General features: G+C 49.1%; 27 protein-coding genes, 1 pseudogene and 1 other annotated feature. Of the genes and pseudogenes, 25 read left to right on the top strand and 3 right to left on the bottom strand.

Annotation, left to right across the window (positions count from 1 at the left end; translation table 11 throughout):
• Positions 1 to 92 precede the first annotated feature (92 nt).
• The 15 genes from AVZ68_RS01365 (at position 93) to AVZ68_RS01295 (ending at position 13,438) form a co-directional block, all read left to right on the top strand.
• The gene (locus AVZ68_RS01365) at positions 93 to 758 is read left to right on the top strand and encodes a tetratricopeptide repeat protein (protein ID WP_059102741.1); all 666 of its coding nucleotides are present in this window, start codon (positions 93 to 95) and stop codon (positions 756 to 758) included.
• A 20-nt stretch (positions 759 to 778) separates the two neighbouring features.
• Positions 779 to 3,067, top strand: a complete 2,289-nt coding sequence (recD2, locus tag AVZ68_RS01360; RefSeq protein WP_245628033.1) for an SF1B family DNA helicase RecD2 — start codon at positions 779 to 781, stop codon at positions 3,065 to 3,067.
• 56 nt (positions 3,068 to 3,123) lie between these two features.
• Positions 3,124 to 3,594, top strand: a complete 471-nt coding sequence (locus tag AVZ68_RS01355) for a PRC-barrel domain-containing protein (RefSeq protein ID WP_059102739.1) — start codon at positions 3,124 to 3,126, stop codon at positions 3,592 to 3,594.
• A gap of 19 nt (positions 3,595 to 3,613) precedes the next feature.
• Complete coding sequence (locus AVZ68_RS01350; RefSeq protein ID WP_059102738.1) at positions 3,614 to 3,802, top strand: YrzR-like zinc ribbon domain; 189 nt, start codon at positions 3,614 to 3,616, stop codon at positions 3,800 to 3,802.
• Positions 3,803 to 3,828: 26 nt separating this feature from the next.
• Positions 3,829 to 4,017, top strand: a complete 189-nt coding sequence (locus AVZ68_RS01345) for a DUF3918 family protein (protein ID WP_059102737.1) — start codon at positions 3,829 to 3,831, stop codon at positions 4,015 to 4,017.
• 215 nt (positions 4,018 to 4,232) lie between these two features.
• The gene (locus tag AVZ68_RS01340; RefSeq protein ID WP_059102736.1) at positions 4,233 to 5,297 is read left to right on the top strand and encodes an AI-2E family transporter; all 1,065 of its coding nucleotides are present in this window, start codon (positions 4,233 to 4,235) and stop codon (positions 5,295 to 5,297) included.
• A gap of 45 nt (positions 5,298 to 5,342) precedes the next feature.
• Positions 5,343 to 5,548: a binding site (T-box leader), on the top strand.
• A gap of 54 nt (positions 5,549 to 5,602) precedes the next feature.
• Positions 5,603 to 8,242 carry an alanine--tRNA ligase gene (alaS, locus tag AVZ68_RS01335; protein ID WP_059102735.1) on the top strand — a complete coding sequence of 880 codons (2,640 nt, stop codon included), beginning with the start codon at positions 5,603 to 5,605 and terminating at the stop codon, positions 8,240 to 8,242.
• 76 nt (positions 8,243 to 8,318) lie between these two features.
• On the top strand, positions 8,319 to 8,591 hold the full coding sequence (locus AVZ68_RS01330) for an IreB family regulatory phosphoprotein (protein WP_059102915.1): 273 nt from the start codon (positions 8,319 to 8,321) through the stop codon (positions 8,589 to 8,591).
• Positions 8,588 to 9,016: a Holliday junction resolvase RuvX gene (gene ruvX / locus AVZ68_RS01325; protein WP_059102734.1), complete on the top strand. Its 429-nt coding sequence runs from the start codon at positions 8,588 to 8,590 to the stop codon at positions 9,014 to 9,016. Before AVZ68_RS01330 ends, ruvX begins: the two co-directional genes overlap by 4 nt.
• Before the next feature lie 23 nt (positions 9,017 to 9,039).
• Complete coding sequence (locus tag AVZ68_RS01320) at positions 9,040 to 9,324, top strand: DUF1292 domain-containing protein (RefSeq protein ID WP_059102733.1); 285 nt, start codon at positions 9,040 to 9,042, stop codon at positions 9,322 to 9,324.
• Between the two features lie 233 nt (positions 9,325 to 9,557).
• On the top strand, positions 9,558 to 10,691 hold the full coding sequence (gene mltG / locus AVZ68_RS01315) for an endolytic transglycosylase MltG (protein WP_059102732.1): 1,134 nt from the start codon (positions 9,558 to 9,560) through the stop codon (positions 10,689 to 10,691).
• Between the two features lie 24 nt (positions 10,692 to 10,715).
• Positions 10,716 to 11,366 (top strand): O-methyltransferase, encoded by a 651-nt coding sequence (locus AVZ68_RS01310; protein WP_059102731.1) that lies wholly within the window; start codon positions 10,716 to 10,718, stop codon positions 11,364 to 11,366.
• 21 nt (positions 11,367 to 11,387) lie between these two features.
• On the top strand, positions 11,388 to 12,035 hold the full coding sequence (gene udk / locus AVZ68_RS01305) for a uridine kinase (RefSeq protein ID WP_059102730.1): 648 nt from the start codon (positions 11,388 to 11,390) through the stop codon (positions 12,033 to 12,035).
• Positions 12,036 to 12,079: 44 nt separating this feature from the next.
• Positions 12,080 to 12,556 carry a transcription elongation factor GreA gene (greA, locus tag AVZ68_RS01300; RefSeq protein WP_059102729.1) on the top strand — a complete coding sequence of 159 codons (477 nt, stop codon included), beginning with the start codon at positions 12,080 to 12,082 and terminating at the stop codon, positions 12,554 to 12,556.
• A gap of 213 nt (positions 12,557 to 12,769) precedes the next feature.
• Entirely contained in the window at positions 12,770 to 13,438 is a 669-nt protein-coding gene (locus tag AVZ68_RS01295) for a YrrS family protein (RefSeq protein ID WP_059102728.1), read from the top strand.
• 28 nt (positions 13,439 to 13,466) lie between these two features.
• Here AVZ68_RS01295 and ligD read toward each other — a convergent pair whose 3' ends face one another.
• Positions 13,467 to 15,257 carry a DNA ligase D gene (gene ligD / locus AVZ68_RS01290; protein ID WP_180316653.1) on the bottom strand — a complete coding sequence of 597 codons (1,791 nt, stop codon included), beginning with the start codon at positions 15,255 to 15,257 and terminating at the stop codon, positions 13,467 to 13,469.
• Positions 15,258 to 15,346: 89 nt separating this feature from the next.
• On the opposite strand from ligD, the gene ku reads away from it, so the two are divergent.
• The 4 genes from ku (at position 15,347) to AVZ68_RS01270 (ending at position 19,066) form a co-directional block, all read left to right on the top strand.
• Positions 15,347 to 16,186 (top strand): non-homologous end joining protein Ku, encoded by an 840-nt coding sequence (ku, locus tag AVZ68_RS01285; protein WP_059102726.1) that lies wholly within the window; start codon positions 15,347 to 15,349, stop codon positions 16,184 to 16,186.
• 195 nt (positions 16,187 to 16,381) lie between these two features.
• Positions 16,382 to 17,077 (top strand): 5'-methylthioadenosine/S-adenosylhomocysteine nucleosidase, encoded by a 696-nt coding sequence (gene mtnN / locus AVZ68_RS01280; RefSeq protein WP_059102725.1) that lies wholly within the window; start codon positions 16,382 to 16,384, stop codon positions 17,075 to 17,077.
• Between the two features lie 121 nt (positions 17,078 to 17,198).
• Positions 17,199 to 17,444 carry a YrhC family protein gene (locus AVZ68_RS01275; protein ID WP_059102724.1) on the top strand — a complete coding sequence of 82 codons (246 nt, stop codon included), beginning with the start codon at positions 17,199 to 17,201 and terminating at the stop codon, positions 17,442 to 17,444.
• Between the two features lie 134 nt (positions 17,445 to 17,578).
• Positions 17,579 to 19,066, top strand: coding sequence for an MDR family MFS transporter (locus tag AVZ68_RS01270; RefSeq protein ID WP_059102723.1), 1,488 nt, complete (start codon positions 17,579 to 17,581; stop codon positions 19,064 to 19,066).
• On the opposite strand, the gene AVZ68_RS01265 is transcribed toward AVZ68_RS01270, so the two are convergent.
• Positions 19,047 to 19,676: an NUDIX hydrolase gene (locus AVZ68_RS01265; protein WP_059102722.1), complete on the bottom strand. Its 630-nt coding sequence runs from the start codon at positions 19,674 to 19,676 to the stop codon at positions 19,047 to 19,049. The genes AVZ68_RS01270 and AVZ68_RS01265 overlap by 20 nt on opposite strands.
• Before the next feature lie 667 nt (positions 19,677 to 20,343).
• Here AVZ68_RS01265 and AVZ68_RS01260 point away from each other — a divergent pair.
• The 6 genes from AVZ68_RS01260 to AVZ68_RS01235 all read left to right on the top strand — a co-directional run bounded on the left by AVZ68_RS01260 (position 20,344) and on the right by AVZ68_RS01235 (position 26,071).
• On the top strand, positions 20,344 to 21,387 hold the full coding sequence (locus tag AVZ68_RS01260) for a LacI family DNA-binding transcriptional regulator (protein WP_059102721.1): 1,044 nt from the start codon (positions 20,344 to 20,346) through the stop codon (positions 21,385 to 21,387).
• A 64-nt stretch (positions 21,388 to 21,451) separates the two neighbouring features.
• Positions 21,452 to 22,507: a DctP family TRAP transporter solute-binding subunit gene (locus AVZ68_RS01255; protein WP_059102720.1), complete on the top strand. Its 1,056-nt coding sequence runs from the start codon at positions 21,452 to 21,454 to the stop codon at positions 22,505 to 22,507.
• A gap of 76 nt (positions 22,508 to 22,583) precedes the next feature.
• Positions 22,584 to 23,084, top strand: coding sequence for a TRAP transporter small permease (locus AVZ68_RS01250; protein WP_059102719.1), 501 nt, complete (start codon positions 22,584 to 22,586; stop codon positions 23,082 to 23,084).
• Positions 23,081 to 24,355: a TRAP transporter large permease gene (locus tag AVZ68_RS01245; RefSeq protein ID WP_059102718.1), complete on the top strand. Its 1,275-nt coding sequence runs from the start codon at positions 23,081 to 23,083 to the stop codon at positions 24,353 to 24,355. Before AVZ68_RS01250 ends, AVZ68_RS01245 begins: the two co-directional genes overlap by 4 nt.
• A 37-nt stretch (positions 24,356 to 24,392) precedes the next feature.
• Complete coding sequence (locus tag AVZ68_RS01240) at positions 24,393 to 25,208, top strand: sugar phosphate isomerase/epimerase family protein (protein ID WP_059102717.1); 816 nt, start codon at positions 24,393 to 24,395, stop codon at positions 25,206 to 25,208.
• Positions 25,205 to 26,071 (top strand): phosphogluconate dehydrogenase C-terminal domain-containing protein, encoded by an 867-nt coding sequence (locus tag AVZ68_RS01235; RefSeq protein ID WP_059102716.1) that lies wholly within the window; start codon positions 25,205 to 25,207, stop codon positions 26,069 to 26,071. Before AVZ68_RS01240 ends, AVZ68_RS01235 begins: the two co-directional genes overlap by 4 nt.
• Positions 26,072 to 26,114: 43 nt before the next feature.
• Here the strand turns inward: AVZ68_RS01235 and AVZ68_RS01230 are convergent.
• Positions 26,115 to 26,477, bottom strand: a pseudogene (locus AVZ68_RS01230) (IS110 family transposase); the annotation flags it as partial.
• Positions 26,478 to 26,698: the final 221 nt, after the last annotated feature.

Below are 26,698 nucleotides of genomic sequence, written 5' to 3'. Positions count from 1 at the left end.
GCGCCAAGACGTGCCGTTTTGGGAAGGGCGAAATTCTTCGCTTCAGATCGACCGCGGCGTTTTTTTCGTATGAACTGTGAGGAGGAGAAGTAATGTCAAACCGGCAGGCAGAAGGCATTTCCTTTATGCGTGAAGGGAAATATGAGGAAGCGGCACAGGCTTTTACAGAAGCCATTGAAGAGAACCCGAAGGACGCCACGGGCTATATTAATATGGCGAATTTGCTCAGTGTACTCGGGGACCGGGAGCGGGCGCTTGTTTTTTTTGATCGAGCGATCGAGCTCGATGAGGGAGCTGGAGCGGCTTACTACGGAGCAGGAACCGTATACTACGAAGAAGAACGCTACGAGGAAGCGACAAAAATGTTCAAGCTCGCGCTTACCCATCAGCTGGATGAAGCGGATCTTTACTTTATGCTCGGGATGAGCTACTACCAGCTCGGCTCGCTTGGTCATGCAGCTGCAAACCTTGGCCGCGCTCATGAAATGAACGAAAGCGATGTGGACGCCTGCTTTCAGTACGGACTTGCGTTAGCGCAGCTTGAGGAGTTGGAGGAGGCGCGAGTCCTTTTTGAAAAGACCATTGGGCTGGACGAAGGCCATGCGGATGCCCATTATAACTTGGGTGTTGCCCTTGTCGCCGCGGAAAAGGTAGAAGAGGCACTGGAATCGTTTACCCACGCTCTTCGGCTTCAGCCAGATCATCTGCTCGCCGGGAACGGGAAACGGTTGCTTGAAGATGCGCTTAACAAAGGGTGAGGCTCATGGAGAGGGAGCTTGTGGAAACAGAAGAACAAAATGCGGAGCAGGGTTATATTAAAGGCGAGGTCCTTCATGTTGTCTTTCGCAACGAAGAGAATGATTACACGGTTGCTCTTTTGCGAGTACTTAAGACGAATGAGGATGTGGAGACTAAGAAAATGACGATTGTTGGTCATTTGCCGGAGCTTGAGCAGGAGGAAACGTATCTCTTCTTTGGCCAAGTGACCGACCATCCACGCTTTGGTGTTCAATATAAGGTTGACGCGCTCCGCCGAGATCTGCCGCAGACCAAAAGTGGGATTAGCCGTTTTCTGGCGAGCGATCGCTTTCCCGGCGTCGGAAAGAAAACAGCAGAAGCGATTGTCGAGAAACTTGGTGAGCGTGCGATTTCGCGTATCGTTGAGGATCGAAACGTGTTGAAAGAGATTCCAAAGCTGAAGAAGGAGACGGCGGATAAGCTCTACAATGAGCTGCTTGAACAGCAGGGCGCTGAACAAGTCATCATCCAGCTCTCGCAATACGGCTTCGGGACCGAGCTGTCCATGAGCGTCTACCGCGCGTACAAACACCAGGCGCTTGATATCATTCAAACCAATCCGTATCGGCTGATCCAAGACGTTGAGGGCATTGGCTTTCGTCGAGCGGATCAGCTTGGTGCAGCCATAGGATTAACAGGAAACCATCCCGAACGACTGCGGGCCGGCCTTCTCTATCTTGCTGGCGAGCTCTGCTTGCAGAGCGGCCATATGTATATGGAGGAGCATGAACTTGTGCGCCAAGCGAGTATCCTGCTCTCTTCGCCCGATACAGCGATTTCAGTCGAAGAGCTTCGCGAAACGCTTGTGGAAATGAACGAAGAGAGCCTGCTTGTCACCGAAGAAGAGCGTGTCTATATCAACTCACTGTTCTTTGCCGAAAAGGGGATTGCTTCCAATGTTCGTCGGCTTCTTACGCAAGAAGTGAAGCAAGCGTTTCCGGAAGCTGAAGTCGAAAAAGCGCTTGGCGCGATTGAGGAGACATCTTCCATCACTTTCGCACCGTCGCAAAAGCAAGCGATTGAAACGGCTCTCACCTCTCCACTGCTTCTGTTGACAGGAGGGCCCGGAACAGGAAAGACGACGGTGATCAAAGGCATTGTGGAAGCGTATGCCAGGCTACACGGCCTTTCCCTCGAGCCTAAATCTTACCCGAAATCGAGCCCTTTTCCGATTAAGCTAAGTGCACCGACCGGTCGTGCCTCCAAGCGTATGGCTGAAGCGACAGAGCTTCCAGCAGCGACGATTCACAGCATGCTCGGCTGGAAAGGGAGCGCCACAGGCTTTGAAAAGGACGATCATGAGCCAATTGAAGGAGAGCTTTTGATTGTTGATGAAATGTCGATGGTGGACGCCTGGGTGGCCAATCAACTATTCAAAGCCGTGCCAAAGGGAATGCAGGTGGTGCTTGTTGGCGATGAAGATCAGCTTCCTTCTGTTGGACCCGGGCAGGTGTTGCGTGATTTGTTGGTCAGTGGGGAAATCCCGACTGTACGCCTAACCGATATTTATCGGCAAGCAGAAGGCTCTTCGATTATTGAGCTTGCCCACGCCATGAAGGAGGGCGTCATGCCCACTGATTTTCCAGAACCGAAGCCGGACCGTCGCTTTTTTCCGTGCAAGGGGGAACAGGTACAAGAGGCTGTCTGGCAAATTTGTGAAAATGCGATGAAAAAAGGCTACAGCGCACGAGAAATTCAAGTACTCGCTCCCATGTATAAAGGGCCTGCAGGCATTACAGAGTTGAATGTCATGCTCCAGCGGCTGTTTAATCCGCAAAAAGAGGGGCGACGGGAGATTCGCTTCGGTGAGGTCACTTACCGGACGGGCGATGTGGTATTGCAGCTGATGAATAATCCGGAAGAAGGAATCTACAACGGGGACCGCGGTGAGATTGTCGCCATTTTTTTTGCGAAAGAAAACGAGGAGAAGAAAGACCAGCTTGTGATTTCTTTTGACGGCATCGAAGTGATCTACGATAAAAAAGATCTCACGCAACTCACCCACGCATATTGTTCGTCGATTCATAAGGCGCAGGGAAGTGAATTTCCAATTGTCGTCATGCCCGTGATCCGCAACTACAGCCGTATGCTTCGCCGAAACCTACTCTATACAGGTATCACACGAGCTAAACAATTCCTGTTGTTGTGCGGGGATCTTTCGACCATCCGCACGACGATTACGACCGAAAATGATCTTATTCGTCAATCCAAGTTAAAAGAACGACTTTCCCTTTTGCTCGCCAGTACTGGAAATGTTCCACGGAAATAAACGAGAGAAGGCTAGCGAATACTAAGAACTGTTCGGAAAGGTAGGTGGCACTCCTCTTGCGAACCGTTCAAGCATTGGTCGGGCTTCCTGTGATTGAAACATGTACGGGGGCTGAATGTGGACGAGTAATGGATGGACTGATTGAACATGAACGCATTACCGGCCTCATCGTCAATAAGACCGGGATGTTTTCGCATCATGCGTTCCTCGATCTTCAAGAAGTAGCGTGCCTTGGCAAAGAGGCCGTTATGATCGCTGATCGTCATGTGCTTGGGACGTACAGCCGGGAACAACGGCAGCTGCATCCAGTCCTGGTTGGCAAGAAGCGATTCCGTGGCAAGCCGCTCCTGACGCTTGAGGGGGAGACGCTTGGTTTGGTGGAGGACGTATATTTTAATGTCGAGGTGGGCACGATCGTAGGGTATGAACTAACAGATGGACTGCTTGCTGATATTACCGAGGGTCGAAAGATTGTCCGCGGCACAGATCTTGTGATCGGCAAGGAACGGGCCATTCTGTCTCTGTAACTGTAAAGGAGGCTTTGCGATGCGCTGTCCCAATTGCCAAACCAAAGACATCGGGAAAATCGGAACCAACCAGTACTATTGCTGGAATTGTTTTATTGAAATGAGCCTTGTCGGAGGGCAGCTTTCTCTTCATCAAGTGGAAGAGGATGGCTCACTTAGCTCTCTTGACGACTTGTTTGAAGAAGACCAGCTGCGAATGAATCTTTAGTGCCAAATGAAGTGGGGGTGAGCGTTTTGAAGAAGACTATTGCACCACTTATGTTAATCGGAGCTGCTGGCGCGACGTGGTACTCCATGAGCGATCGAAAGACAAAGAAAAAGGTTCAACAGTTTATCGAACCGATCGTGGAAGCGGATATGAAGCTCATGAATGCTCGCACGTGGAAAAAGGCGAAGAAACGCGCACGCAAGATGTTTGCGTAGCGCAGAGCATCCTGGATTTGAGGGGAACCTTGGGTCCAGGTTTTTTGTTCTAAATGGTAAGTACACGGGAGGCGCAGAGCCCATGATGTTCTCCTCGTTGCCTCGAACGTGTGAAGCAAAATCATTCCCTCTATTTTGGTGTTTGCGCTGAGTTATTTTCCTCATTTAGGTCATCCTATACAACAGGCGTAGTTAATCAAGGTGGAGGGGCATCTATGAAGCGAGAACGACTTCAAACGGAAGTGTTGAAGCTAACAAAGTGGCTGATCATCGCCATTTTGCTCTACATCCTTATTCAATTTATCCCCATGTTGGCTCCACTCTGGCGGGTGATTGGTATGCTTCTCGTTCCAATTGCTATCGCAGGGTTAATGGCTTATTTGCTTCACCCTCTAGTGGAGCGCTTGGTTCGTGCGGGAATGAGCCGTACGCTAGCGGTTTTGCTTATCTTTCTGTCTCTCCTCGCTCTATTAGCACTGGCGTTAGTCATTGGAATACCGCTTTTGATGGAGCAAGTGAAAGAAGCAATGGAGGTACTCCCGGCGCAGTTAGAGGAGATGAAAGGGATGCTGGTTGATTTGCAGAAGTCGGCCCGTTCTCTCCCGGATCCGCTCGCGGTCCATATGAATGAATGGGGCATCCAGGCGGAGAAGCTCGCCGAACAGGCACTTGATCAAGTGGAGGCGGCGATCGTTCGCTTCGCGCAGGCAGCCTTTATATGGGTGGTCATTCCATTTCTCGTTTTTTATTTGCTTAAGGATTACACACTGCTTCAGCGTGTGGCTTATTACCTCACGCCAAGAAAATGGCGGAAAGGTCTGAGACGCTACATCCAGGATGTGGATAAGACATTCGGTTCCTATATACGCGGACAGCTACTCGTCGCGCTGTGTGTTGGCACCATTTCGACGATTGCTCTTTGGCTTCTGGGTGTTCCTTATCCGGTCGTGCTTGGTTTGTTTATTGGAGCGACCGACTTGATTCCTTACTTTGGTGCTTTTATTGGCGCTGTACCGGCAGTGACGACAGCACTTCTGGATTCACCAAGTCTTGCTGTGTACACGGTCATCGCGATCTTTGTCATCCAGCAAATCGAAGGCAATCTTCTGTCCCCGGTCATTGTTGGTCGGACATTGCATCTCCACCCGATTGTCATTATTCTTGCCCTTCTCGTAGGCGTAGATGTCGCCGGAGTCCTCGGCCTTCTTGTTGCGGTCCCTTTTGTCGCTGTGGCAAAGGTGACGCTGCTTCATCTTCGCACGTATCTACGCAAACATTGACAGTGACTAAGCAGAAAGCTATAATCATGCTGAGTTCGTAAATGTAGAACTACTGTGAAGGATCGAAGTATGTAGCAGACTGTTTTCAGAGAGACGTTTCCTTGGCTGAAAGAGGCGTTAAACGAAGGGCTACAGAACGCTAATCTGGAGTAGCATTGAAGCCGTATGCCTGCGTTAAGGGCCTGAGCTGGTGAACAGACGATTGTTCACAATGAGGGTGGTACCGCGTGAAAAGAGATCTCGTCCCTTTCCTAGGGAGGAGTTTTTTTGTTTTTTAAAAAGCGAGAGAGAGGGAGTTGATCGTCTTGAAACCATTACGTTCTGCAGAGGTCAGACAGATGTTCCTGGACTTCTTTCAGGAGAAAGACCATGACGTTGAGCCGAGTGCATCACTCGTGCCGTTCGAGGATCCAACGCTACTGTGGATCAATAGCGGCGTGGCCACCTTAAAAAAATACTTCGACGGCCGTGTGATCCCGGAAAACCCACGCATTGTCAATGCGCAGAAGTCCATACGTACCAACGATATTGAAAATGTCGGGAAGACTGCTCGGCACCACACGTTCTTTGAAATGCTCGGCAATTTTTCGATTGGGGAGTATTTTAAAGAAGAAGCGATTGAGTGGGCCTGGGAGTTCCTAACAAGTGAGAAGTGGATGGGTTTTAGCGCAGACAAACTTTCGGTGACTGTCCATCCGGAAGACGATGAGGCGTACAACTACTGGCACAAAGCGATTGGCATTCCCGAAGAGCGAATCATTCGTCTTGAGGGCAACTTCTGGGATATTGGCGAAGGGCCAAGTGGACCGAACTCGGAGATTTTCTATGATCGCGGGCCTGCTTACGGGGCCGATGAAAACGATCCAGAGCTCTACCCAGGGGGAGAGAATGAGCGCTACTTGGAGATTTGGAACCTCGTGTTCTCCCAATTTAACCATAACGCCGACGGCACGTACACGCCGCTGCCAAAGAAAAACATTGATACCGGCATGGGGCTTGAGCGGATGGTTTCTGTCATTCAAGATGTGCCGACGAATTTTGAAACGGATCTGTTTCTCCCGATCATTCGCAAGGTGGAAAACTTGACGCAAGACATATACGGTGAGAAGGAAGCGGCGGATGTTTCCTTCAAAGTCGTTGCCGATCATATTCGCACTGTCGCCTTTGCGGTGGCTGATGGTGCCATCCCTTCAAATGAAGGGAGAGGCTATGTATTGCGCCGTCTCCTTAGACGCGCGGTACGCTATGCAAAAGTGATTGGGATTGAGCGTCCATTTATGTACGAGCTCGTTCCGGTCGTTGGTGAAATTATGCAAGACTTCTACCCAGATGTCGTCGAAAAACAGGAGTTTGTGCAAAAAGTCATTAAAACCGAGGAGGAACGCTTTCATGAGACGCTGAATGACGGCCTTTCCATCCTTTCTGATCTCATCCAAAAAGCAAAAGCCACCCATCAGTCGTTCATTAGCGGAGCGGATGCCTTCCGTCTTTATGACACGTACGGGTTTCCCATTGATTTGACCGAGGAATATGTCGAAGAGGCTGGACTTCGCGTGGATCGCGACGGCTTTGAACGGGAAATGGATGAACAGCGTGCCCGTGCCCGTGCGGCGAGACAGGAAAGCTCCTCCATGAGTGTGCAAGACGATCTGCTCGGTGAGCTCAAAACACCAAGCATCTTCGTCGGGTACGAGAAGTTGGAGACATCAGCGAAGGTCGAGACGATCATTTCTGGCAAAGAGCTACTGAATTCGGCGGAAGCAGGAAAGGAAGTGCAGGTTCTGCTTGATGAGACGCCGTTCTATGCCGAAAGTGGGGGCCAAGTTGCTGATGGAGGTATGATTCGAACCAACTCCGGCGAAGCTGAAGTAACAGATGTGAAAAAGGCGCCCAACGGTCAACATCTCCATTCGATAACGGTAAAAAGCGGTCACATTGCTGTTGGTGAGAACGTGGATGCGCAAGTAGAAGTGCGCGAGCGTCTAGACGTGATTAAAAATCATACGGCCACCCACCTTTTGCATCAGGCACTTAAGGACGTACTCGGCGTTCACGTCAACCAATCTGGTTCTCTTGTAAAAGCAGATCGTCTACGCTTTGACTTTTCTCACTTTGGTCAAGTGACACCAAATGAATTGGCCCAGATTGAGGGAATTGTCAATGAAAAGGTGTGGGCTGCGCTCCCTGTACAAATGTCGGTGAAGAAACTCGATGAAGCGAAGGCGATGGGGGCGATGGCGCTGTTTGGCGAGAAATACGGAGATAATGTGCGCGTGGTGGAGGTCGGCGACTATAGCCTTGAGCTATGTGGCGGCTGTCATGTTCGCAACACGTCAGAAATCGGTCTCTTTAAAATTGTAGCGGAATCCGGCATTGGCGCAGGCGTCCGCAGAATTGAAGCAGTAACGGCAAAAGGCGCATACGAATTTATGAATGAACAGCTTGATGTGCTTCACGACGCAGCGGAACGACTGAAAGCGAAGCAGCCAAAAGATGTGCCATTGAGAGTGGAGAGCTTGCAGCAGGAACTCAGAAGCGTGACCCGTGAAAACGAGTCGCTCACAGCAAAGCTTGGCCATTTGGAAGCTGGTAGCCTCGGAGATGATGCGGAAGTAATTGGTGGCACAACGGTGATTGCCAAGCGCGTCCAAGCGAAAGACATGGACGGCATCCGGACGATCGTCGATACATTGAAAGGGAATTATGCGGATGCGGTCATTGTGCTTGGTGCCGTGACCGGAGAAAAAGTCTCCCTCGTTGCCGGAGTGACAAAATCGGCGATGGATAAAGGGTTCCATGCCGGACAATTGATCAAGGAAGTCGCTTCCCGGACAGGCGGTGGAGGCGGTGGTCGCCCGGACATGGCACAAGCAGGCGGGAAGGACCCTGCAAAGCTTGATCACGCGCTTGCCTATGTGAGCGAATATGTCAAATCCGTTTCCTAAACGAACGAAGATGATGTACAATGGGGATAAATCTGGTTTAGCAAGTACGGAAAACGGAAAAAGAGGTGAGTGCAATTTGAGCTCTATGGACAAAACGATGCACTTTAATTTTAACGATGACTCCCTAGACGCTGATGTGCAGGAGGTTCTCCTGTCTGTCTTTGATGCACTTGAGGAGAAAGGCTACAACCCGATTAATCAAATCGTCGGCTATTTGTTGTCGGGAGATCCTGCGTACATCCCGCGTCATAAGGAGGCTCGAACGCTAATCCGGAAACTAGAGCGGGACGAGCTCATTGAATCGCTTGTTAAATCCTATTTACGCCAGCATGGCAAGGAGAAGGAATGAAAGCGCTCGGCCTCGATCTAGGAACGAAAACAATTGGCGTTGCCTTAAGCGACGCCTTTGGCTGGACCGCTCAGGGATTAACGACGATTCGCCGAGACGAGACGAGTGAGGATGCCGACTATACGGCTGTCGTTACCCTCATTGAAGAGAACGACGTCACCACAGTAGTGGTTGGGTTACCAAGAAACATGAATGGCTCCGTCGGAGAGAGCGGTGAGCGGAGCGAACAATTTGCCGAGGCCCTTCGCTCTCGTTCTGACGCGAAGATCGTCATGTGGGACGAGCGTCTCACCACTGTTGCCGCTCAAAGAGTTCTTGTGGACGCCGATGTTAGTCGCAAAAAGCGCAAGCAAGTGGTTGATAAAATGGCAGCCACGCTGATTTTGCAAGGCTATTTGGATCGACAAGGACATGCACGATCCTAAACGAAGAGAAAGAGGGATTGATTATGGCTGAAGAAGAAAAAGAGCGATTTGTGATACCGGACGAGGATGGCAACGAACACCTTTTTGATGAGCTGTTTCGCTTTACCGTGGATACCACAGGAAACGCGTATCTCCTCCTCGTCCCGGCAGAAGAGGAAGATTCAGAAGAAGAAGTGGAAGTGTTCGCTTTCCGTTATGAAGAAAAGGAAGACGAAGAAAACGACGTCTCGTTATTTCCAGTGGAAACAGACGAAGAGTGGGCAATGATCGAAGAAATGCTGAATACTTTCTCGGAAGAACAGGAATAAACACGGAACCGAGATCAAAACGACATATCCTAGAACCCGTGCCACACTTGAGCGCGGGTTCCCGTTTGTCTCTGCATACGAAAACGAAGAACTTAAGCTCTTTTTCCCTGTTGGATCGGGCTCCCTTTGTTATGCTTGCGGTCTCGACAGCTTTTGTTTTCTTCGCGAATTTCGTCAAGTTTTGCTGACTTTGCGGGAAATATAGTATAATGGGACGTTGAAGGGGGAGACCAATGCCTAAAAACGAACATGGAAAAGACCGGCAAGCAGAGCGCGCTTTGCAAGCCGAAACCGTTCGTAAAATTGTAGTGATTTGCGTAACTGTCCTAATGGTTGCCCTGGTCTTATCAATTCTTATAGGGTATCTTTATCTATCAAATGCGTTAGAACCCATAGCGGAAGAAGGGGAAGGCGAAGAGGTGGAAGTCTCCATCCCTGTAGGTTCGTCTGCCCAGGACATTGGGCAAGTTCTCGAAGAAGAAGGCTTGATTACAAACGCTACGATTTTCCGTTATTACACCCGTTATAAAAATGAGTCCGGCTTCCAAGCTGGCGACTATACGCTTTCCACTGAGATGGCCGTGGATGACATCCTGGTTGAACTAAAAGACGGTTCAATGGAGCCCGATGTCGCTCTTTCGATTACGATTCCGGAAGGGCTCTGGCTCACCGATATGGCCGCGTTGATTGAAGAAAACACGGATCATACAGCAGAGGAGGTCATCGAGCTACTCGATAGTGAAGAGTATGTAGAATCACTGATCGATCGCTATTCGATGCTCTCAGAGGTTGTCTTGGACGAGGAAATTACACATCCGCTTGAAGGGTATCTATTCCCGGCACGTTATGATTTTGCCGAAGAAGACCCATCGATTGAAGAGATTGTAGAGGCGATGCTTGACCGTATGCAAAGCGTTGTGGATACACACGGGGAAGAAATCGAGTCGAGTGACTATTCGCTCCACCAAATTCTCACGCTTGCCTCCATCATCGAGCGAGAAGCACAAACATCAGAAGATCGCTTTACTATATCGGGTGTGCTTCATAACCGCATGGATGAACGTATGCCCCTGCAAGTGGATCCAACGATTGCCTATGCCCACGGCGAGCATATTTACATGACCACGTATGACCAGCTTGAGATTGAGTCCCCATATAATACGTACAGAAACACGGGATTGCCACCGGGGCCGATTTCTAGCATGCGTGAGGAGTCAATTGAGGCCGCAGTAACCCCAAACGATACGGACGACAAATACTTTTACGCGCGCTACAACGGTGAAGTGATCTACAACGAAACCTATGAAGAGCACGACGCCACGCGGCAGGAATATCGTCATGAATGGGAAGAAGCCGCCGAAGATTAAGGTTCAGGCGCATGAGGTGAGAACATGAACAACAGGGTGAACGACTATGTTGCATCGCTCGTGCCCCCTCGCCCTCCTCTCGTTGAAGAGATGGAGGCGTTTGCGGTGCGATCGAATGTGCCGATTATGGATCTTGTAGGGATAGAATCGATGCTTGTGCAACTGTCCCTTTTTGATCCGGGGCGCATCTTAGAAATAGGGACGGCGATAGGGTATTCGGCGATTCGCATGGCGCACACGGTGCCAAGGGCAGAAATCGTGACGATTGAGCGAGACGAAGACAGATACATGCAAGCGTGCGACTATGTTCGTGAAGCGGGCTTGCAGGAACGGATTACGGTTCTCAATGCCGACGCGAAAGCGGCAGTGAGCGGGGTTGAACAATACGCACCGTTTGATGTATTATTTATTGATGCCGCCAAAGGGCAGTACCAGTCATTTTTTAAACTGTACACGCCGTTACTAAGAACAGGGGGAGTCGTCCTAAGCGACAACGTCCTCTTTCGGGGGCTTGTTGCTGAAGAAAAAAACGTAGGAATGAGCAAGCGTCTACAGTCGATCGCCAAGAAAATCCGCCGCTATAATGAATGGCTTGCCAACCACCCGCAGTTCGAGACGCGCATTCTCCCTATTGGAGACGGACTCTCGGTGAGCATAAAAAAGAGTAACACCTAAGATGAAGGTGAGGTTTGTTTGATGAAGCCAAAGCGTCCGATTGTTATAGGCGTGGCGGGCGGAACCGGCTCAGGCAAGACGACGGTCGCCAAAGAGATTTTTAAGCAATTTTCGGATTCATCCATCGTATTAATTGAACAAGATGCGTATTATAAAAATCAGGATCACTTGGAGTTCGAAGAGAGGCTTGAAACCAACTATGATCATCCGTTTGCCTTTGACAATGAGCTGTTATATGAGCACTTACAAATGCTCCGTGAGAAACAGCCCATTAAGAAGCCTTTATACGACTACGCGAGGCATACACGTTCAGAAACGGTGGTTCCAATTGAGCCAAAAGAAGTGATCATTCTTGAAGGAATTTTGATTCTTGAGGACGAACATTTACGGAGCATGATGGATATTAAAGTGTTTGTTGATACAGATGCGGATCTGCGTATTATTCGTCGCCTTGCTCGTGACATCAAAGAACGCGGACGCTCCATCGATTCTGTGATCGATCAATATACGTCGGTTGTACGTCCCATGCATTTGCAGTTTGTTGAGCCCACCAAGCGGTATGCCGATGTGATTATTCCAGAAGGCGGGCAAAACAAAGTCGCGATTGATTTAATGGCAACGAAAATCCGAACGATTATTGAAGAACGAGGACTTATGCCTTCAAAATGAAGGACATCATGCGAGCAGCTAGAGGATAAGAAGGAGTGAACGTCATGTCAGAAGAAAAAAAGCACTATATGACTGAAGATGGAAAGAAGAAGCTAGAAGAGGAGCTTCAGTATCTCATTACGACACGACGAAAAGAAGTCGTTGAACGTATAAAGGTGGCTCGCAGCTTTGGAGACTTATCCGAGAACTCTGAGTACGACTCTGCCAAAGAGGATCAAGCGTTTGTTGAGGGGCGCATTGCTCAGCTTGAGGGGATGATTCGTAATGCGGTGATGATCGAAAACGAAACCGTAGATGGCAATGTCGTATCCCTTGGAAAGACGGTGCGCCTCATTGAACTTCCGGACGGAGAAGAAGAAGAGTACACCATTGTCGGAACAGCAGAATCTGATCCGCTCGAAGGAAAAATTTCAAATGACTCTCCAATGGCCCAAAGCCTCATCGGCAAAACCGTCAATGATAAGGCCATTGTCAACACGCCAGCTGGAGAAATGCAAGTCGAAATTTTAGAGATAAGGTAATGATTGAAAGAGAGGCGGTCCCAGGTGGGCGGCCTTTCTTTTATCAGGTCTCCAAAATTCTCGCTTCTAAGCAATCCGCCTGCGCATTTCCTTCGTGTGAGAAGACGATCGCTCAACAAGATTTGACATTATCACGCAAATAGATGGTTGATCTTGCCCTTAAAGGCGATATAATGGGACTAGAAGAAGTGAAAGAAAGGACGTGAAAACACTATGGCGAACAGGCGCTATGACAGAAAAAAGAAGCGAGTCAATCGCTTATTGAACATAGCTATCATTGTTGTATCCGTACTTATTTTATTTTTAGGCGGGAACTTGGTTTGGAGCATGATGCAATCTGACCAAGCGGACGGCGGAGGAAACGAGGAGCCAACAGCCGAAAATGAAGGGGTGGAAGAAGAGACCCCTGAGGAGGAAGAAGCGACTCCTCCGGAGGAAGAGGAGGAGGCGAACGGTGAGGATGACGCCAACCGGGAGGAAGAAGAAGAGGATGAAGCGGACGGCGAGAATGATGCGAATCGGGATGAAGACGATGAGGATGACGAGGAAGCAGAGTCTGAAGAAGAACGGCCAGAAGACGGCGAGTGGGACCCAATCGAAACAGAGCAGGAGAACCCTACGCCAAACGATTTTAATCAAGACTCGCAAAACTGGGCAGAAATGGAACAAGCTCTTTACTATGCCACAGGACTAAGTGAAGGGGATTCGATTGTGTGGGAGCTTGGCAACGGCGGCTCACAGACAACGGCTCGAGGAATTATTAGCGATCAAGTGAATCAATCCACCCCCTACGAGGTCTATCTGGAATGGGTGGATGGCGAAGGCTGGCAACCGGTGTCTGTTGAACAGCTATCGAGCAACCCTAGCCCGTACTATAATTAAAATAAGCCTGATGCACGCATTCCGTGCATCAGGCTTTCATTCGTTCCAAGGCGTGCGCGAACGTCTCGTTTGCACGGGCCTCCTCGTAATAAAAAAACGGGTCGAACGTCTTGCGTATACGCTCGAGAACGGCGGATAACGGAAAATCCTCCGGTCGAATTCCTGAAGAGAGCTCCTCCCAAGAGATGGGTGTCGCTACATACCCACTCTCACGCATAGAGTACGGGGCGATCACCGTTTTGCCATGGCCATGCTGAAGGTAGTCCACGTACAGCCGCGATCCGCGCTTCTTCTTAAGTCGCTCTGTCGTGAAGTGAGCGGAGGATTGCTCACACAAAAATCGAGCAACAAAGGCCATGAATGTGTGTGTCTCCTCATACGAGAATGCATTTCTTTTAAGCGGAACGTGAAGCTGTAGCCCCTTCCCGCCCGTTGTCTTTACAAAGGACGGAAGCGAGAAGTGCTGCAAGGTTTCTCTTAAGAGGGAGGCAGCCTCTATGGCTAGCTCAAAGGACGCCTCCGTCGGCGGATCAAGATCAAAGACAAGCTCCGATGGTTTCGTGTCCTTTGCTTCTTGAAAAGGGATATGCAGCTCAAGGGCAAGCTGGTTGCCCAGCCAGGTGAGGGTCCTTGGATCACTGCACACAATGTAGTCAATCCCCTCCAGACGAACGGTCTCCACATACGACGGCGCATAGTCCGGACAGTTCTTCTGATAAAAGCGCTCCCCACCAACGGCCCCGTGGGGATAGCGAATGACCGTCAGCGCCCGCTCTTTAAGAAAGGGAAGCATATAGGGCGCCACGGCCTGAAGGTAATGCAAATACGTCTGTTTGTCAATCCCTTCCCAGAGCGGCTTATCAAGGCTTGTCACCTTTACGTCCGGCGGTAGGGGGTGTAAATCTTCCCTCAGCCGAGAAAGGGTGACTTCAGTAGGGGCCTGCTCAAGTTGAAAGCGAGAAAAAGCCACTTCCCGCAGTTGACCCCCTGTCATTCCAATACAGGAAAGCTCTACACACACCGAAGGGGGCAACGATAAGCCTTCGTTTGTTTGGCTGCCGTTCGTTTGAAAAAATGTTTTTAAGGTGCGGTAGGCCTCCTCTTCTACCCCGTGACGGAAGATGGCGACAACGATGAGTGAACCCTCCTCGTCGTAAACAGAACCATGAAAATAGCCGTTCTTTTCATCGAACAAGTTCACGATCACCCGCACAAAGCGGCGGTGCTTGACCTTAAGCCAATCGTTTGAGCGCATGTTTGGCACGTAGAGGCTGTTCTTTTTTTTACAAACAATGCCCTCTCCTCCGTAGTACTGGATGCGCTCGAATAAACCCTTGGCATCGCCAGAATGAGGCGCGAGCAGGAGCGATGAGGGCAACGGTTTCGCAAACAATTGTGTTAGTCTTGTTCGGCGAGTAGAGAAAGGCAGCTGCATGAGCGTCTCCCCGTTTTCGCGGAGGAGGTCGAAGGCGACAAATTGGCATGGCTTGTTTTCCGCCTCATGGCAAATACGTGCTTGCTGACTCATGCGACTCCGTTTTTGTACGGTGGGAAAGTCACTCGCGTACGGGCTTGTCAAAAAGACCAGCTCACCGTCTAGGACGAGGGGGAGGCGATCTCTTTCTGCTCTTGCCAATTCTTTGCAGGCAGTAACAACTTCAGGGAACTTTGCACTGACGTCATGGCCTCCTCTTGTCACAAGAGAGAGGCTTTCTTTGGTTAGCGTAACGCTCGCGCGGTAGCCGTCAAACTTTGGTTCAAACATCCAGCCTCTCGATTTCGGCCACGCTTCGACTTCGGTTAGTTTTATGAATGTCACACTTTCACCTCCCCCCTTATCATTTCCGAACGATGCCATACATATTTCCACTTCGTTTGCCTGATGATAGTAAGGAGAGGTGAAAAAACATGCACACAGTCTGGAAAGGCAGCATTCAGTTCGGGCTCGTTCACATTCCGATCAAGCTACACACAGCCGTAGAAAATAAAGACATTAAGCTTAGGCAACTACACAAGAAATGCCACACGCCCATTTCGTATCAGAAAACATGTTCCCATTGCGAAGAGACGGTGGAAAAAGACGATATTATTAAAGCCTATGAATACGCCAAAGATCAATTTGTCGTTCTTGAGGAAGAAGAGCTTAAGCAGTTAAAGAAAGATAACGAGGACAAGGCTGTACAAATTCTTGACTTCGTTCAGCTCGCGGAAATTGACCCAATTTATTTTGATCGCTCGTATTTTCTTGCTCCAGGAGAAGGAGGCGCCAAAGCTTACGCGCTCCTGCAGAAGGCACTCTCCGACTCCGACAAGATTGGTGTCGCCAAGATCATCATACGCTCCAAGGAGCATCTGGCCATCGTTCGCACGTACAAACAGGCGCTAATGATGGAAACGATTTATTTTCCCGATGAAGTGCGAAATGTTCAGGACGTGCCAAGCTTGCCGGAAGAGCCTAACGTCGATGAAAAAGAGCTGAAGACGGCGCTCTTGCTTGTCGATCAGCTCACCACCGAATTTGACGCGGATAAGTACACAGACGAGTATCGCAAGGATTTACTGGAACTGATCGAGAACAAGAAAAACGGGGAAGAGACGGTCACGACAAGCCCGAAAACCGACGAACCTGCCGCAAACAATACCGATCTTATGTCTGCGCTTGAAGCCTCCCTTGAGAGAACAAAGCCCAAACGGAAAAAAGCAGCGGCGAAAAAGAAGAGAGGGAGTACAGCAAAGAAGAATGCGTAGGGGCGGGAACATAGGTTTTAGCAAAACGGAGAGCAGCTGCTGAGCTGCTCTTTTCGTTACGAACCTGAAACCGGAGAACGTGTCCCAGTTATACACCCGAACATTCTTCGGTTCAATAGAATTCCCGTGAAATTCGCTGGTGCGATGTGTATACTAGAGGGCAGAGTCATTGTAAATAGAGAAAGGAAGAGTGCTTTGAAAATCGGAATCATTGGTGCCATGGAGGAAGAAGTTGAGCTTCTTCGTAGCAAAATCACAAACCCGGTTGTGACGGGCATAGCCGGATGCGAATTTACAGAGGGAGTGATCGGAGTTACACCGGTGGTCCTCACACGATCTGGCATTGGCAAAGTCAACGCGGCGGTTGCCACAACGCTTCTTATTGAGCGGTTTGAACCGGATACGATCATCAATACTGGCGTAGCCGGGGGACTGAACGCGGCGATGTCCGTTGGCGATCTCGTTATTTCAACGGAAGTACGCTATCACGACGTTGACGGCACCGTTTTTGGCTACGAGCCGGGCCAAGTTCCTGGAATGGTGCCAGCCTTTTTGCCAGACGCGTCCTTAATTGAGATTGCCGAAAAAGCAGCAACCAAAGTTGGCTTTCAAAGCGAACAGGGTCTGATTGTTAGCGGGGACTCCTTCGTTAGTGAAGATAATCGCATTCAAGAAATCAACTCTCTTTTTCCAGCCGCTTTTTGTGTAGAAATGGAAGCAGGCGCGATTGCACACGTATGTTATCAGTTTAACAGACGCTTTGTCATCATTCGTGCCCTTTCCGACGTTGCTGGTGGCGACATGAAACTGTCGTATGATGCGTTCTTGGAAAAATCAGCGGTAGGTTCTGCGAAGCAAGTGCTGCATATGATTGAAGCGTTAGCCGTGTGAAGGGAAAAAGCCTCCCTCTTATCCTAGGTAACATAAGTTTCCTCTAATAGAAACAATTTAGCCGCTTCGAGGAGATGCGTCCATGTTAATATGGGGGTAACAAAGAAGAGGAGGCGGTAGCGTGGATGAGAAAACAGCAAAGAAACTACGTGACAAATGGCAGGATTACCGCCGGTTTAGCTTTATTTTTCTGACACTGAGTGCGTTTCTCTACATCGGCTGTTTGCTTCCGGATACGACAGAATCCGGAGCGCGAAATGTACCTGTGCTCGCCGCAATTGTTTCTGCGTGCGTGCTCCTGTCGGTGGTGTTTCATTTTGTAGGAGCGAAAGCCAAGCATATTTTGATAAAACATGAAATGTTATAGATTCTAGAAAAGAAAAAGAAAGACTGGAGCGCTTGTAAGCACTGGAGATTGTCCGCAATCTTAAGTGCTTTCTCTTGTTTTCGGAACAAAGCGCTTTCATAGTAAGGAAGCAATGAGATTTGGAGGAACGATCGATGAAGGAAACCAACCGTCCAGTGGTTCTTGCAGCCATCTTACTGGCCATGTTCATGGCTGCCGTTGAAGCGACGATTGTCGCCACGGTGATGCCCCGTATTGTTGGCGACCTTGGAGGGTTTGCATTATTTAGCTGGGTGTTTTCCTCCTATTTACTGATGCAGGTCGTAACAATACCGATTTATGGAAAGCTGGCGGACATATACGGACGAAAACTCGTGTTCACGATTGGGGTAACGATCTTTCTGATCGGCTCTCTGCTCTGCGGCTTTGCCAGCGGAATGGAATGGCTCATCGTTTTTCGATTCATTCAGGGGCTCGGTGCAGGAGCGGTGCAGCCGATGGCCACGACGATTGTTGGGGATATGTATACGAAGGAAGAGCGGGCGCAGATTCAGGGCTACCTCTCAAGTGTGTGGGGCATTTCAGCTGTGGCGGGCCCCTTTCTGGGTTCCTTGTTTGTCGAGTACATTCACTGGGCGTGGGTGTTCTGGGTGAATATCCCCCTTGGTGTGATTGCTGTACTCGGCGTCGTTCTTTTCTTGAAGGAGCCAGCAAGGGAGGAAAGCCGGCATGTTGACTATAGTGGGTCGGTCCTCTTACTCGTAGGGATGGTGCCATTCATGGTAATTCTGGTGCAAGGGGGACAGACGCTCCTATGGACTTCTCTCTGGACGTGGGCGTTGCTCGGACTTAGCATCAGTGCGTTCTTTGCCTTCGTCCAACATGAACGGAACGCTCGCGAGCCACTCGTGACCTTCTCGCTTTGGAAAAAGAAAGCGGTGTGGACGGCCAATGTCGGTGCTCTTACGACGGGCGCGATCACGCTCGCGGTTTCAAGCTTTTTGCCTACCTATGTGCAGGGAGTCCTTAATCAGACAGCGCTCATTGCAGGTTTGTCGCTCACCACGATGTCGATTGGCTGGCCGATCTCTGCGGTTGTGGCGGGAAAAATGCTGCTCAAGACAGGGTTTAAGAAAACAGCAATTATTGGAGGGGTCTCTCTTACAATTGGAACGATGCTCTATCTCCTTATGTATATTACCGGTCTCCCGTGGCTCGCGGCGCTTGCATCTTTAGTGACCGGAATTGGGATGGGCTTTACCTCTACGACGTACATAGTCTCTTTGCAGTCCGAAGTATCCTGGAAAATGCGGGGCGAAGCGACGGCGATGAATATGTTCTCCCGGCAGCTTGGAGGCGCTGTTGGTGTGGCCTTTCTCGGTGGACTTCTTAACAGTCAGCTTTCGCGCCAGCTATCCGAGGACGCAGAGGAACTGTCTTTTGTGCCGTCGCTTGAGTCGGTGAATCGACTTCTTGAGGGGGGCGCGGAGCTGACAGGTAGAGAGCAACAGCTGCTTTCAGAAAGCCTCTCTCAAGGGCTCTTGGTTGTCTTTATCGCGATTCTCGCCCTTGCCCTCATCACCCTGATTGTTAACGCTTGCGTCCCTAAAGGGGAAGACGCCACTACTCGCGAGCGTCAATAAGTTCGAGAAACTGTTTAAGCATTCGAGCTGTTAGGCCCCAGATGATTCGATCCTCGTACTCGTAAAAATACTCAGGGACTAAGAACGAGCGCGTTTCATAAGCTTTTCTATTTGGAATGCGCTCGATCGGAAAATCGTCACCGGGTTCAAATGTCAACTTCATGGAAGCTTGTTTTGGAGGGGAGGCAAGCAAATGGGCGAGTGGAACGCTGAACCACTCTTCGACCTCTGATTTGTTCACCGAAAGCTGCTTGGTTTGTTGCAAGTGAGCGATGAAGGGGTGAATCGTCCCGCGCTGAGGAGTGATGATGGCAGGAAGATCAGCCATCACACGCACATCATCTGTTCTAGCTCCGAGCTCCTCACATAGCTCGCGAACGGCCGCAGCTTCTGCACTTCTGTCGGTGGCATCAATACGCCCGCCAGGAAAGCATGTCTCGCCGGGCTGGGCAGTGAGCGTCATCGCACGCACTTCAAAAAGGACGTGTAAGCCATCCCTTTTTTCAACGAGTGGTAAAATCACCGCAGCATCACGAGGACCTTCTTTAGAGGCCGTGTGTTTGTGAGGTCCGCTTTTTATCCGTGCTTCAATTTCGTTCAGCGACAGCAAAACAATCGCTCCTTTTTAAAAAGTTTGTCAGGAGATATAACAAGAAGGGTGCATCCATGCTCCAAATCTCGTAAAGTGGGATTTAAGGAAAGCATGCAACCCTTGCTTCCAACTTGTTCTTTCTTGTTTCTCTCCCGGTTGAAAGGCGGTCCATAGTGGCCGCCTCTTTTTTGTCTCGTTCCTGACCGACCCGCCTGCGCATTTCGGTATTGTCTAGCTCCGGCGGGTAGAGGCTCGAGGTTTCTTCGCTCTCTCAACGAAATCCAAGATCGGGATTTCTTTTGAGAGAGCTCCAGAACTTGTCGCCTCTGGTCGATTGTATGGAATCTCAAGTCTAGCATAAAAACAATCTGCGCGATAGCCAAGGGATCTTCAGTCGACACGACTCCGTAGCCGGTAGCAATATACAGAATCACGATGGTAACGAGGGCAGAGAGTTGCGCGAGCGGTAGATAGGTGCGGGCCTCTGATTGGAGAGGATTATGTATTGACACAAAGAAGATAAGTCATTATAATGAAAAATGTAAACGATACTACAATTAGTATCACGCAGTACTATTTTTATACAGAATAGCCCTTTAATAAAAGGGTTTTTATTTTCATATTTTGTGGTAACGTTACCACAAATATTTCATAATCTAAATTTTTCATGTGAGGAGTTTGTGAGATGGCTTCTATCAAAGATATTGCCAAACAGGCAGGTGTATCCGTCTCAACCGTATCGAGAGTTATTAATGAGAGCGGTTACGTGAGTGAGAAGGCGAAGAAGAGTGTTCTTGATGCTATTAAGCAGCTCAATTATCAGCCGAGTTCGATTGCGCGCAGCATGGTTACCAAGCAAAGCAATACGCTGGGTCTACTAATTCCACATATTGACAGTCCCTTTTTTGCGGGTCTTGCGGTTGGGGTAGAGGAAGCTGCACGAGAATTAGGTTACAATGTGCTTCTCGCTCACACGAAGGAAGATGCCGATATTGAGAAGGCTAGTTTGAAGACATTAACGGAACGTAGGGTGGATGGCATTATTGTCACTCCTGTCGGGAAGTCTTTCGGGCATTTCAAGAAAGCGCTTCAAAGCACACCCTGTGTCTTGGCGGGCAGAACGACAGATAAGCTGAGTGTCAGTAGCGTGGAAGTGAATAATTATGGGGGAAGCCGTACTGTTATGAATCATCTGTTAGAGCAAGGTCATCGCAAGATAGGCGTAATTAATGGGCCGCTGTTTCTCTCTACAGGTATCAAGCGCTGGGAAGGGGTGCAGCACGCTTTGACCGAGCACTCCGTTACATTACCCGCGAGCTATATCAAGGAAGCGGATTTTACCATAAGGAGCGGATTTCATAAGGCTCAAGAGTTGTTGAGGAATGAGGAAAAACCGAGTGCCATATTTGCGGCCAATCATATGACTGCTTTGGGTGTAATGAAAGCGCTTCGAGATTCGAATCTGCGCATTCCTGAGGATGTGGCACTGGCTTCATTTGATGGCTTTGAGGATTCGGATATCGACTTCGTGATTGACCCTAAGATTACGGCGAATATACACCCGACTGCTGAACTGGCTCAGAATGCGGTTCAAATCTTGCACAACCGAATGACGAACAAGAATGCTACTCGCATGAGTGCAAACGTTGTGAATCTCACGGTTCAAATGACGTTTCAGGCACGGGCATCTACGCTTGGCCACAAATCTATGCTTGAAGGGGGTGGTTGATGAGGTTGGTTCGTTCCATACTCATCTGTCGGTCACCATTATTATAACAAAGGGGAGATTATTCATGAAAAAGGGGAGACAATCATTGAATATGAAAAAACGTTCAAGTGTATTACTCACACTGTTGCTGGCTCTTACGGTGGCTCTCGCTGCTTGTGGGGATTCAGAAAGCTCGGGGCAAGAGGAAGGTACTGGAGATAGTGAAGATTCTGATGACAGCATTGTTCTGCAACTGGGTCACGGAGCACAAGAGTCCCATCCTTTACAAGATGCCTCTGAGGAGTTTGCCGACATTGTTGCTGAAGAAACCGATGGTGCTGTTCAGGTTGATGTCTATGGTAATACACAATTGGGCGAAGAAAGAGAAATGATTGAAGGCTTGCAACTGGGTACGGTGGACTTAACGATTGTGGATACCGCTCCGGTGACTGGGTTTGCTTCTGAGTTGGGTGTTGTGAACTTACCCTTTCTATTCTCATCATCTGAGCACGCTCATGAAGTCCTGGATGGAGAGATTGGGCAAGATCTTCTGGGACAATTAGAGGATTCAGGTATTGTGGGACTGTCCTTCATGGAGAACGGTTGGAGACACCTGAGTGTAGATAACCAAATTACCGGTCCCGAAGATTTAAGCGGCTTAAATATTAGAACGATGGAAAATCAGGTGCACATGGCTGCCTTTGAAGCGATGGGTGCTTCCCCTGTACCGATGGAATGGGGCGAGGTCTATACCGGGTTACAGCAGGGCACGATTGATGGACAAGAGAATCCGGTACCGATCGTTTATACGAATAATCTCTGGGAAGTGCAAGACTATTACGCACTTACCGGTCATTTTTATTCTCCTTATGTGTTCGCTATGAGTGAAGCCTCTATGGATGAATTAACCGAGGAACAAAAACAAGTGATCTGGGAGGCTGCGGAGGAAGTGACCCAATATCAAAGAGAGCTGATTGCCGAGATGGAAGAAGAACAGCTTGAACTGTTGGAAGAAGAAGGCATGGAAGTGTATGACGTGGATCGTGATGCGTTTCAGGAAGCCACTCAGTCTGTATATGAAGAATATGAAGACGAATTTGGCGCTGACTTAATACAGCAGATTCTCGATATGGGTGAATAAGACCTGATCAAGGGAGGAAGAGGAGAGGGTCTTGCTTCCTCTTCTCTCACAACCTTCATGAAAAAGGAGGGACATGATGGAATCTATCATTTTAAAGGTGAAAAATCCTTTGGATAAAGGTATTAATATCATCGTTATCACACTTTTGGCTGTGCTGGTGGGTGTGGTGATCTTGTCTGTATTTAATCGGTATGTTATGGGAAATCCCATCCAGTGGTCAGCGGAACTATCCCGCTATATTTTCATATGGATGGTATTTCTATCAGCAAGTATCGCTTACCGAGAGAACAAACATCTACAGGTTGATATGCTTGTAGACTTGTTTCCCCACGTGTTGCGCAGAATCATCTATATCTTCGGGCAGTTATTGATCTTAACTTTCCTTTGTTTCGTTCTGTATATTACACCGGAGATTATGGAGATCACATTCAGGCAAACCTCCCCAACATTATCTATATCCATGGGATGGGTATACCTCGCCTTTCCCGCATCGCTCGCTTTAATGTTGGTGGAGCAAGTGTTTCGGGTTTTATTGTATTGGGCACGGGAATCCGGGAGGAGGGGTTATGCTGCATGACACTGATCTTATTTATTACGTTTTTTGTACTCATATTGTTGAAGATTCCCATCGCTTTTAGCTTGTTCATCGCCTCACTGGCAGCAATGATCTATGGAGGATTTCCTCTCACCGCTGTGATACAAAGAGCGATTAGTGCCGCAGATTCCTTTGTGTTGCTGGCCATCCCCTTTTTCATACTGGCCGGGAATTTGATGTCCGGGGGCGGTATTTCCAAGATGATTATCCGCTTTGCCAATAGTACCGTAGGCTTCATACGGGGAGGACTGGCTCACGCCAATATTACGACAAGCATGCTTTTCTCAGGAATTTCCGGGGCGGCTGTTGCAGATACGAGTGCGGTCGGTTCGGTGATTATTCCGGCCATGAAAGAGGAGAAATATCCGAGCGGATTTGCTGCTGCGGTCACGGCCAGTTCTTCTGTGATTGGGGTGATTATCCCGCCCAGCATTCCGTTTGTGATCTATGGTGTAGTCACAGGGGCTTCTGTCGGGCAACTGTTTCTGGCAGGCATCATTCCGGGGATATTGATCGGTCTGTTTCAAATGGGAATTGCTTATTATTTCTCCAAAAAATATGGTTATGGCAATATGCAGAAGTTCAGTGTTGCCAACTTCTTCATGAATTTCAAGCAAAGTGTGTTTGCTCTGCTCATGCCGATTATCATTATTGGCGGTATTCTATTAGGCATTGTGACACCCACAGAAGCAGCCGTGATTGCAATTGCTTATGCGCTCATCATCGGTTTCTTTGTCTATAAGCAATTGAATATCAGGATGTTACCGGGAATCTTCTATGAATCTGCAGTGACGACGGCGATTGTAATGTTTATGATTACGGGTGCTTATCTGTACGGATGGATTATTACAAATCAGCGCATCCCACAAATGTTGGCTGATTCTTTGAGCACAGTAACGACCAGTCCTGCGATCATTCTCCTGCTGTGTGTGTTGATTTATATCATTGCCGGTATGTTTATTGATTTGGGAGCGGCCATCATTTTGTTTGTTCCTGTCTTGTTCCCTGTATCCACTGCTTTTGGCATTGATCCTGTTCACTTTGGCATTGTTACTGTCATAGCTCTCGCTGTCGGATTGATTACTCCACCCGTCGGTGCCTGCTTGTTCTTATCAACAGAGATTGCAGAGGCCAGTTTGTGGGAGGGAGCGAAAGCCACACTGCCCTTTATAATAGGTATTCTTTTTGTGTTAATGCTGGTTATATTCATCCCTGAGTTGTCCTTGTATATACCACGAGAAATTATGCCTTAATGCATCGATCTAATGAAGTAGAAGAGGAGTGAAGGACATGATGCAGCTTGGTATCAGTTCCTATACGTATACCTGGGCGGTTGAAGTGCCGGGATTTCCAGTACCCGAAACCCCTCTCACCGTGCCAGGATTGATAGATAAAGCCATAGAGCAAGAGGTGAAGGTTGTCCAAATTGCAGATAACCTGCCCCTGCACCAGCTTACGGAAAGAGAGCTTCAGCATTGCAAAAAATACGCCGATCAAGCGGGCATCCACTTAGAGGTGGGCACAAGAGGAATTGAAGCGGATCTTTTGCTAACTTATTTGGACATCGCCAAGACACTTGGATCGCCCTTTGTCAGAACCATTATTCATATGCAGGATGGAACGCCATCCACCCAGGAAACCATCACTCTACTGCAAAAAATCATGCCAGCTTATGAGAAAGCGGGTGTCGATCTTGCCATTGAGAATCATGACCGCCATACGGTGGATGAACTCATTGAAATCATTGAAGCTGTAGGCAGTTCGAGAGTGGGGATATGCCTGGATACCGTAAACTCATTTGGCGCGCTGGAAGCGCCGGACTATGTAGTGCAGCAATTAGCCCCTTACACGTTGAATGTGCATATTAAGGATTTTACCGTGGACCGGGTGCAATCGCAGATGGGATTCTCGGTCGTCGGGTGTGCGGCCGGGGAAGGGATGTTAGACATTGATCAGGTCTTAGAACGGCTCTCCCTGTTGGGTCGCGAACCGAATGTCATTCTGGAATTATGGACGCCCTTTGAAGATTCCATCGAGCAGACGTTAGAGGTGGAAGAGGAATGGGCAAATCGTAGTATTACATTTTTGAAGGAGAGATTGTCATGAGCCACATAGTCCAACAACAAACCAAATCAACCAACATCGCCATCATTGGCGCCGGGGGGAAGATGGGTTGTCGCATCACAGATAACCTAATCAAAGGCGAGAGCAAGCTGTCTCTCATAGAAAAAGGAGAAGAAGGCATCGCCAGCCTGCAGGAGCGTGGCCTTGCAACTGCTGTTGGAGAAGAAGCGCTACCACAAGCCGATGTCATTATTATGGCTGTACCTGACACCTTAATCGGCCCCATATCAAAGAGCGTCGTGCCGCAAATGAAAGCGAACGCCACGCTCATCCTGCTGGATCCTGCAGCCGCCTATGCGGATCATGTCACCTTAAGGGATGATTGCACTTTCGTAGTGACCCACCCGTGTCACCCGCAGCTTTTTGGGGAGCAAGATACCCCTGAAGCGCGTCAAGATATGTTTGGCGGCATTGCAGCCAAACAAGACATTGTTATTGCCTTACAACAAGGAAAGGAAGAAAATTTTAACAGAGCGAGGCAAATCTGTATAGATATGTTTGCCCCCGTGGTGAACTGCTATCGCATTACCGTAGAGCAGATGGCCCTCTTAGAACCGGCCGCGGCCGAAGTCGTGGCAGCCTCTGCCGCTTGCATCATGAAAGAAGCGACAGATCAAGTGATTGAGATGGGCATTCCGCCTGAAGCTGCACGCTCCTTCATGTTAGGTCACATTCAAATACCACTGGCCATCGCCTTCAACAACGTGAATCCATTCTCCGATGCGGCTAAGGTGGCCATTGATTACGGCTATGAAAAGATATTCAAAGAGGATTGGAAAGATGTATTTACAAAAGAATCGCTCGATGAGGTCATTCACAAAATGCTAGCCGAGAAAGAAAAGTAATCGCTCGCCGATGAACTTGAAAGACCTGTGGTAGTATGTCAAGCACCTGTCCGATTTCAGCGATGATGCCTGCCGTAAAGACGGGCCCAATGCCTGGAACGGATGCCAAGGTCTGCGTGATCCCATCAATGAGGCGTGTAATCGTCTTATCAATCTCTTTGATCTGGCGTTGAAAGGAGCGGATCAGTTCAATGGATGTCCCGAGAAGGACGTTCAATGAAATTCTCAACCACCTTGTCCAACGGTACGAAGAGCGCAACGCGCGTTGGATCGAGGCGGCGACGGCTTCGGGATCCGGGAACCGGTTTTTGCCTTTTTCCTGCAAAAAGGCGGTCAGTTCCTCAAGTGGCAGCTGGGCCAGCTCTTCCAGGCTATATTTTTCTAAAAAGAGTTCCATCATCGCGTGACGCCTCGAGAAATCTCTAGTGTGAACTCCGATCATCAACCTCGTGTATCAGAACTCCTTCGGCATCGAAAGCCGCCGGGGCTACTAGATTCTTAGTTCGAGAGGCCGAGGGCTCAGCCTGCGAGTAGGAAGTGCCGCATGTAAACTGAGAAACAGTCTTTTCGTGTAGCGAGCTACAAGGAGGGAACGAATTGTCCCAAATGATCCTAAGACCATTATCT

The sequence above is a fragment of the Shouchella shacheensis genome (genome assembly GCF_001484965.1).
GTDB lineage: Bacteria > Bacillota > Bacilli > Bacillales > Bacillaceae_D > Shouchella > Shouchella shacheensis.
This window is presented reverse-complemented; position numbering and strand designations above follow the sequence as displayed.

Coding starts and splice junctions, on each gene's coding strand:
- AVZ68_RS01365 (WP_059102741.1), top strand. CDS start 93: ATGTCAAACCGGCAGGCAGAAGGCATTTCCTTTATGCGTGAAGGGAAA.
- AVZ68_RS01350 (WP_059102738.1), top strand. CDS start 3,614: ATGCGCTGTCCCAATTGCCAAACCAAAGACATCGGGAAAATCGGAACC.
- AVZ68_RS01340 (WP_059102736.1), top strand. CDS start 4,233: ATGAAGCGAGAACGACTTCAAACGGAAGTGTTGAAGCTAACAAAGTGG.
- ruvX (WP_059102734.1), top strand. CDS start 8,588: ATGAAAGCGCTCGGCCTCGATCTAGGAACGAAAACAATTGGCGTTGCC.
- AVZ68_RS01320 (WP_059102733.1), top strand. CDS start 9,040: ATGGCTGAAGAAGAAAAAGAGCGATTTGTGATACCGGACGAGGATGGC.
- mltG (WP_059102732.1), top strand. CDS start 9,558: ATGCCTAAAAACGAACATGGAAAAGACCGGCAAGCAGAGCGCGCTTTG.
- AVZ68_RS01310 (WP_059102731.1), top strand. CDS start 10,716: ATGAACAACAGGGTGAACGACTATGTTGCATCGCTCGTGCCCCCTCGC.
- udk (WP_059102730.1), top strand. CDS start 11,388: ATGAAGCCAAAGCGTCCGATTGTTATAGGCGTGGCGGGCGGAACCGGC.
- greA (WP_059102729.1), top strand. CDS start 12,080: ATGTCAGAAGAAAAAAAGCACTATATGACTGAAGATGGAAAGAAGAAG.
- AVZ68_RS01295 (WP_059102728.1), top strand. CDS start 12,770: ATGGCGAACAGGCGCTATGACAGAAAAAAGAAGCGAGTCAATCGCTTA.
- ku (WP_059102726.1), top strand. CDS start 15,347: ATGCACACAGTCTGGAAAGGCAGCATTCAGTTCGGGCTCGTTCACATT.
- AVZ68_RS01270 (WP_059102723.1), top strand. CDS start 17,579: ATGAAGGAAACCAACCGTCCAGTGGTTCTTGCAGCCATCTTACTGGCC.
- AVZ68_RS01260 (WP_059102721.1), top strand. CDS start 20,344: ATGGCTTCTATCAAAGATATTGCCAAACAGGCAGGTGTATCCGTCTCA.
- AVZ68_RS01255 (WP_059102720.1), top strand. CDS start 21,452: ATGAAAAAGGGGAGACAATCATTGAATATGAAAAAACGTTCAAGTGTA.
- AVZ68_RS01250 (WP_059102719.1), top strand. CDS start 22,584: ATGGAATCTATCATTTTAAAGGTGAAAAATCCTTTGGATAAAGGTATT.
- AVZ68_RS01245 (WP_059102718.1), top strand. CDS start 23,081: ATGACACTGATCTTATTTATTACGTTTTTTGTACTCATATTGTTGAAG.
- AVZ68_RS01240 (WP_059102717.1), top strand. CDS start 24,393: ATGATGCAGCTTGGTATCAGTTCCTATACGTATACCTGGGCGGTTGAA.
- AVZ68_RS01235 (WP_059102716.1), top strand. CDS start 25,205: ATGAGCCACATAGTCCAACAACAAACCAAATCAACCAACATCGCCATC.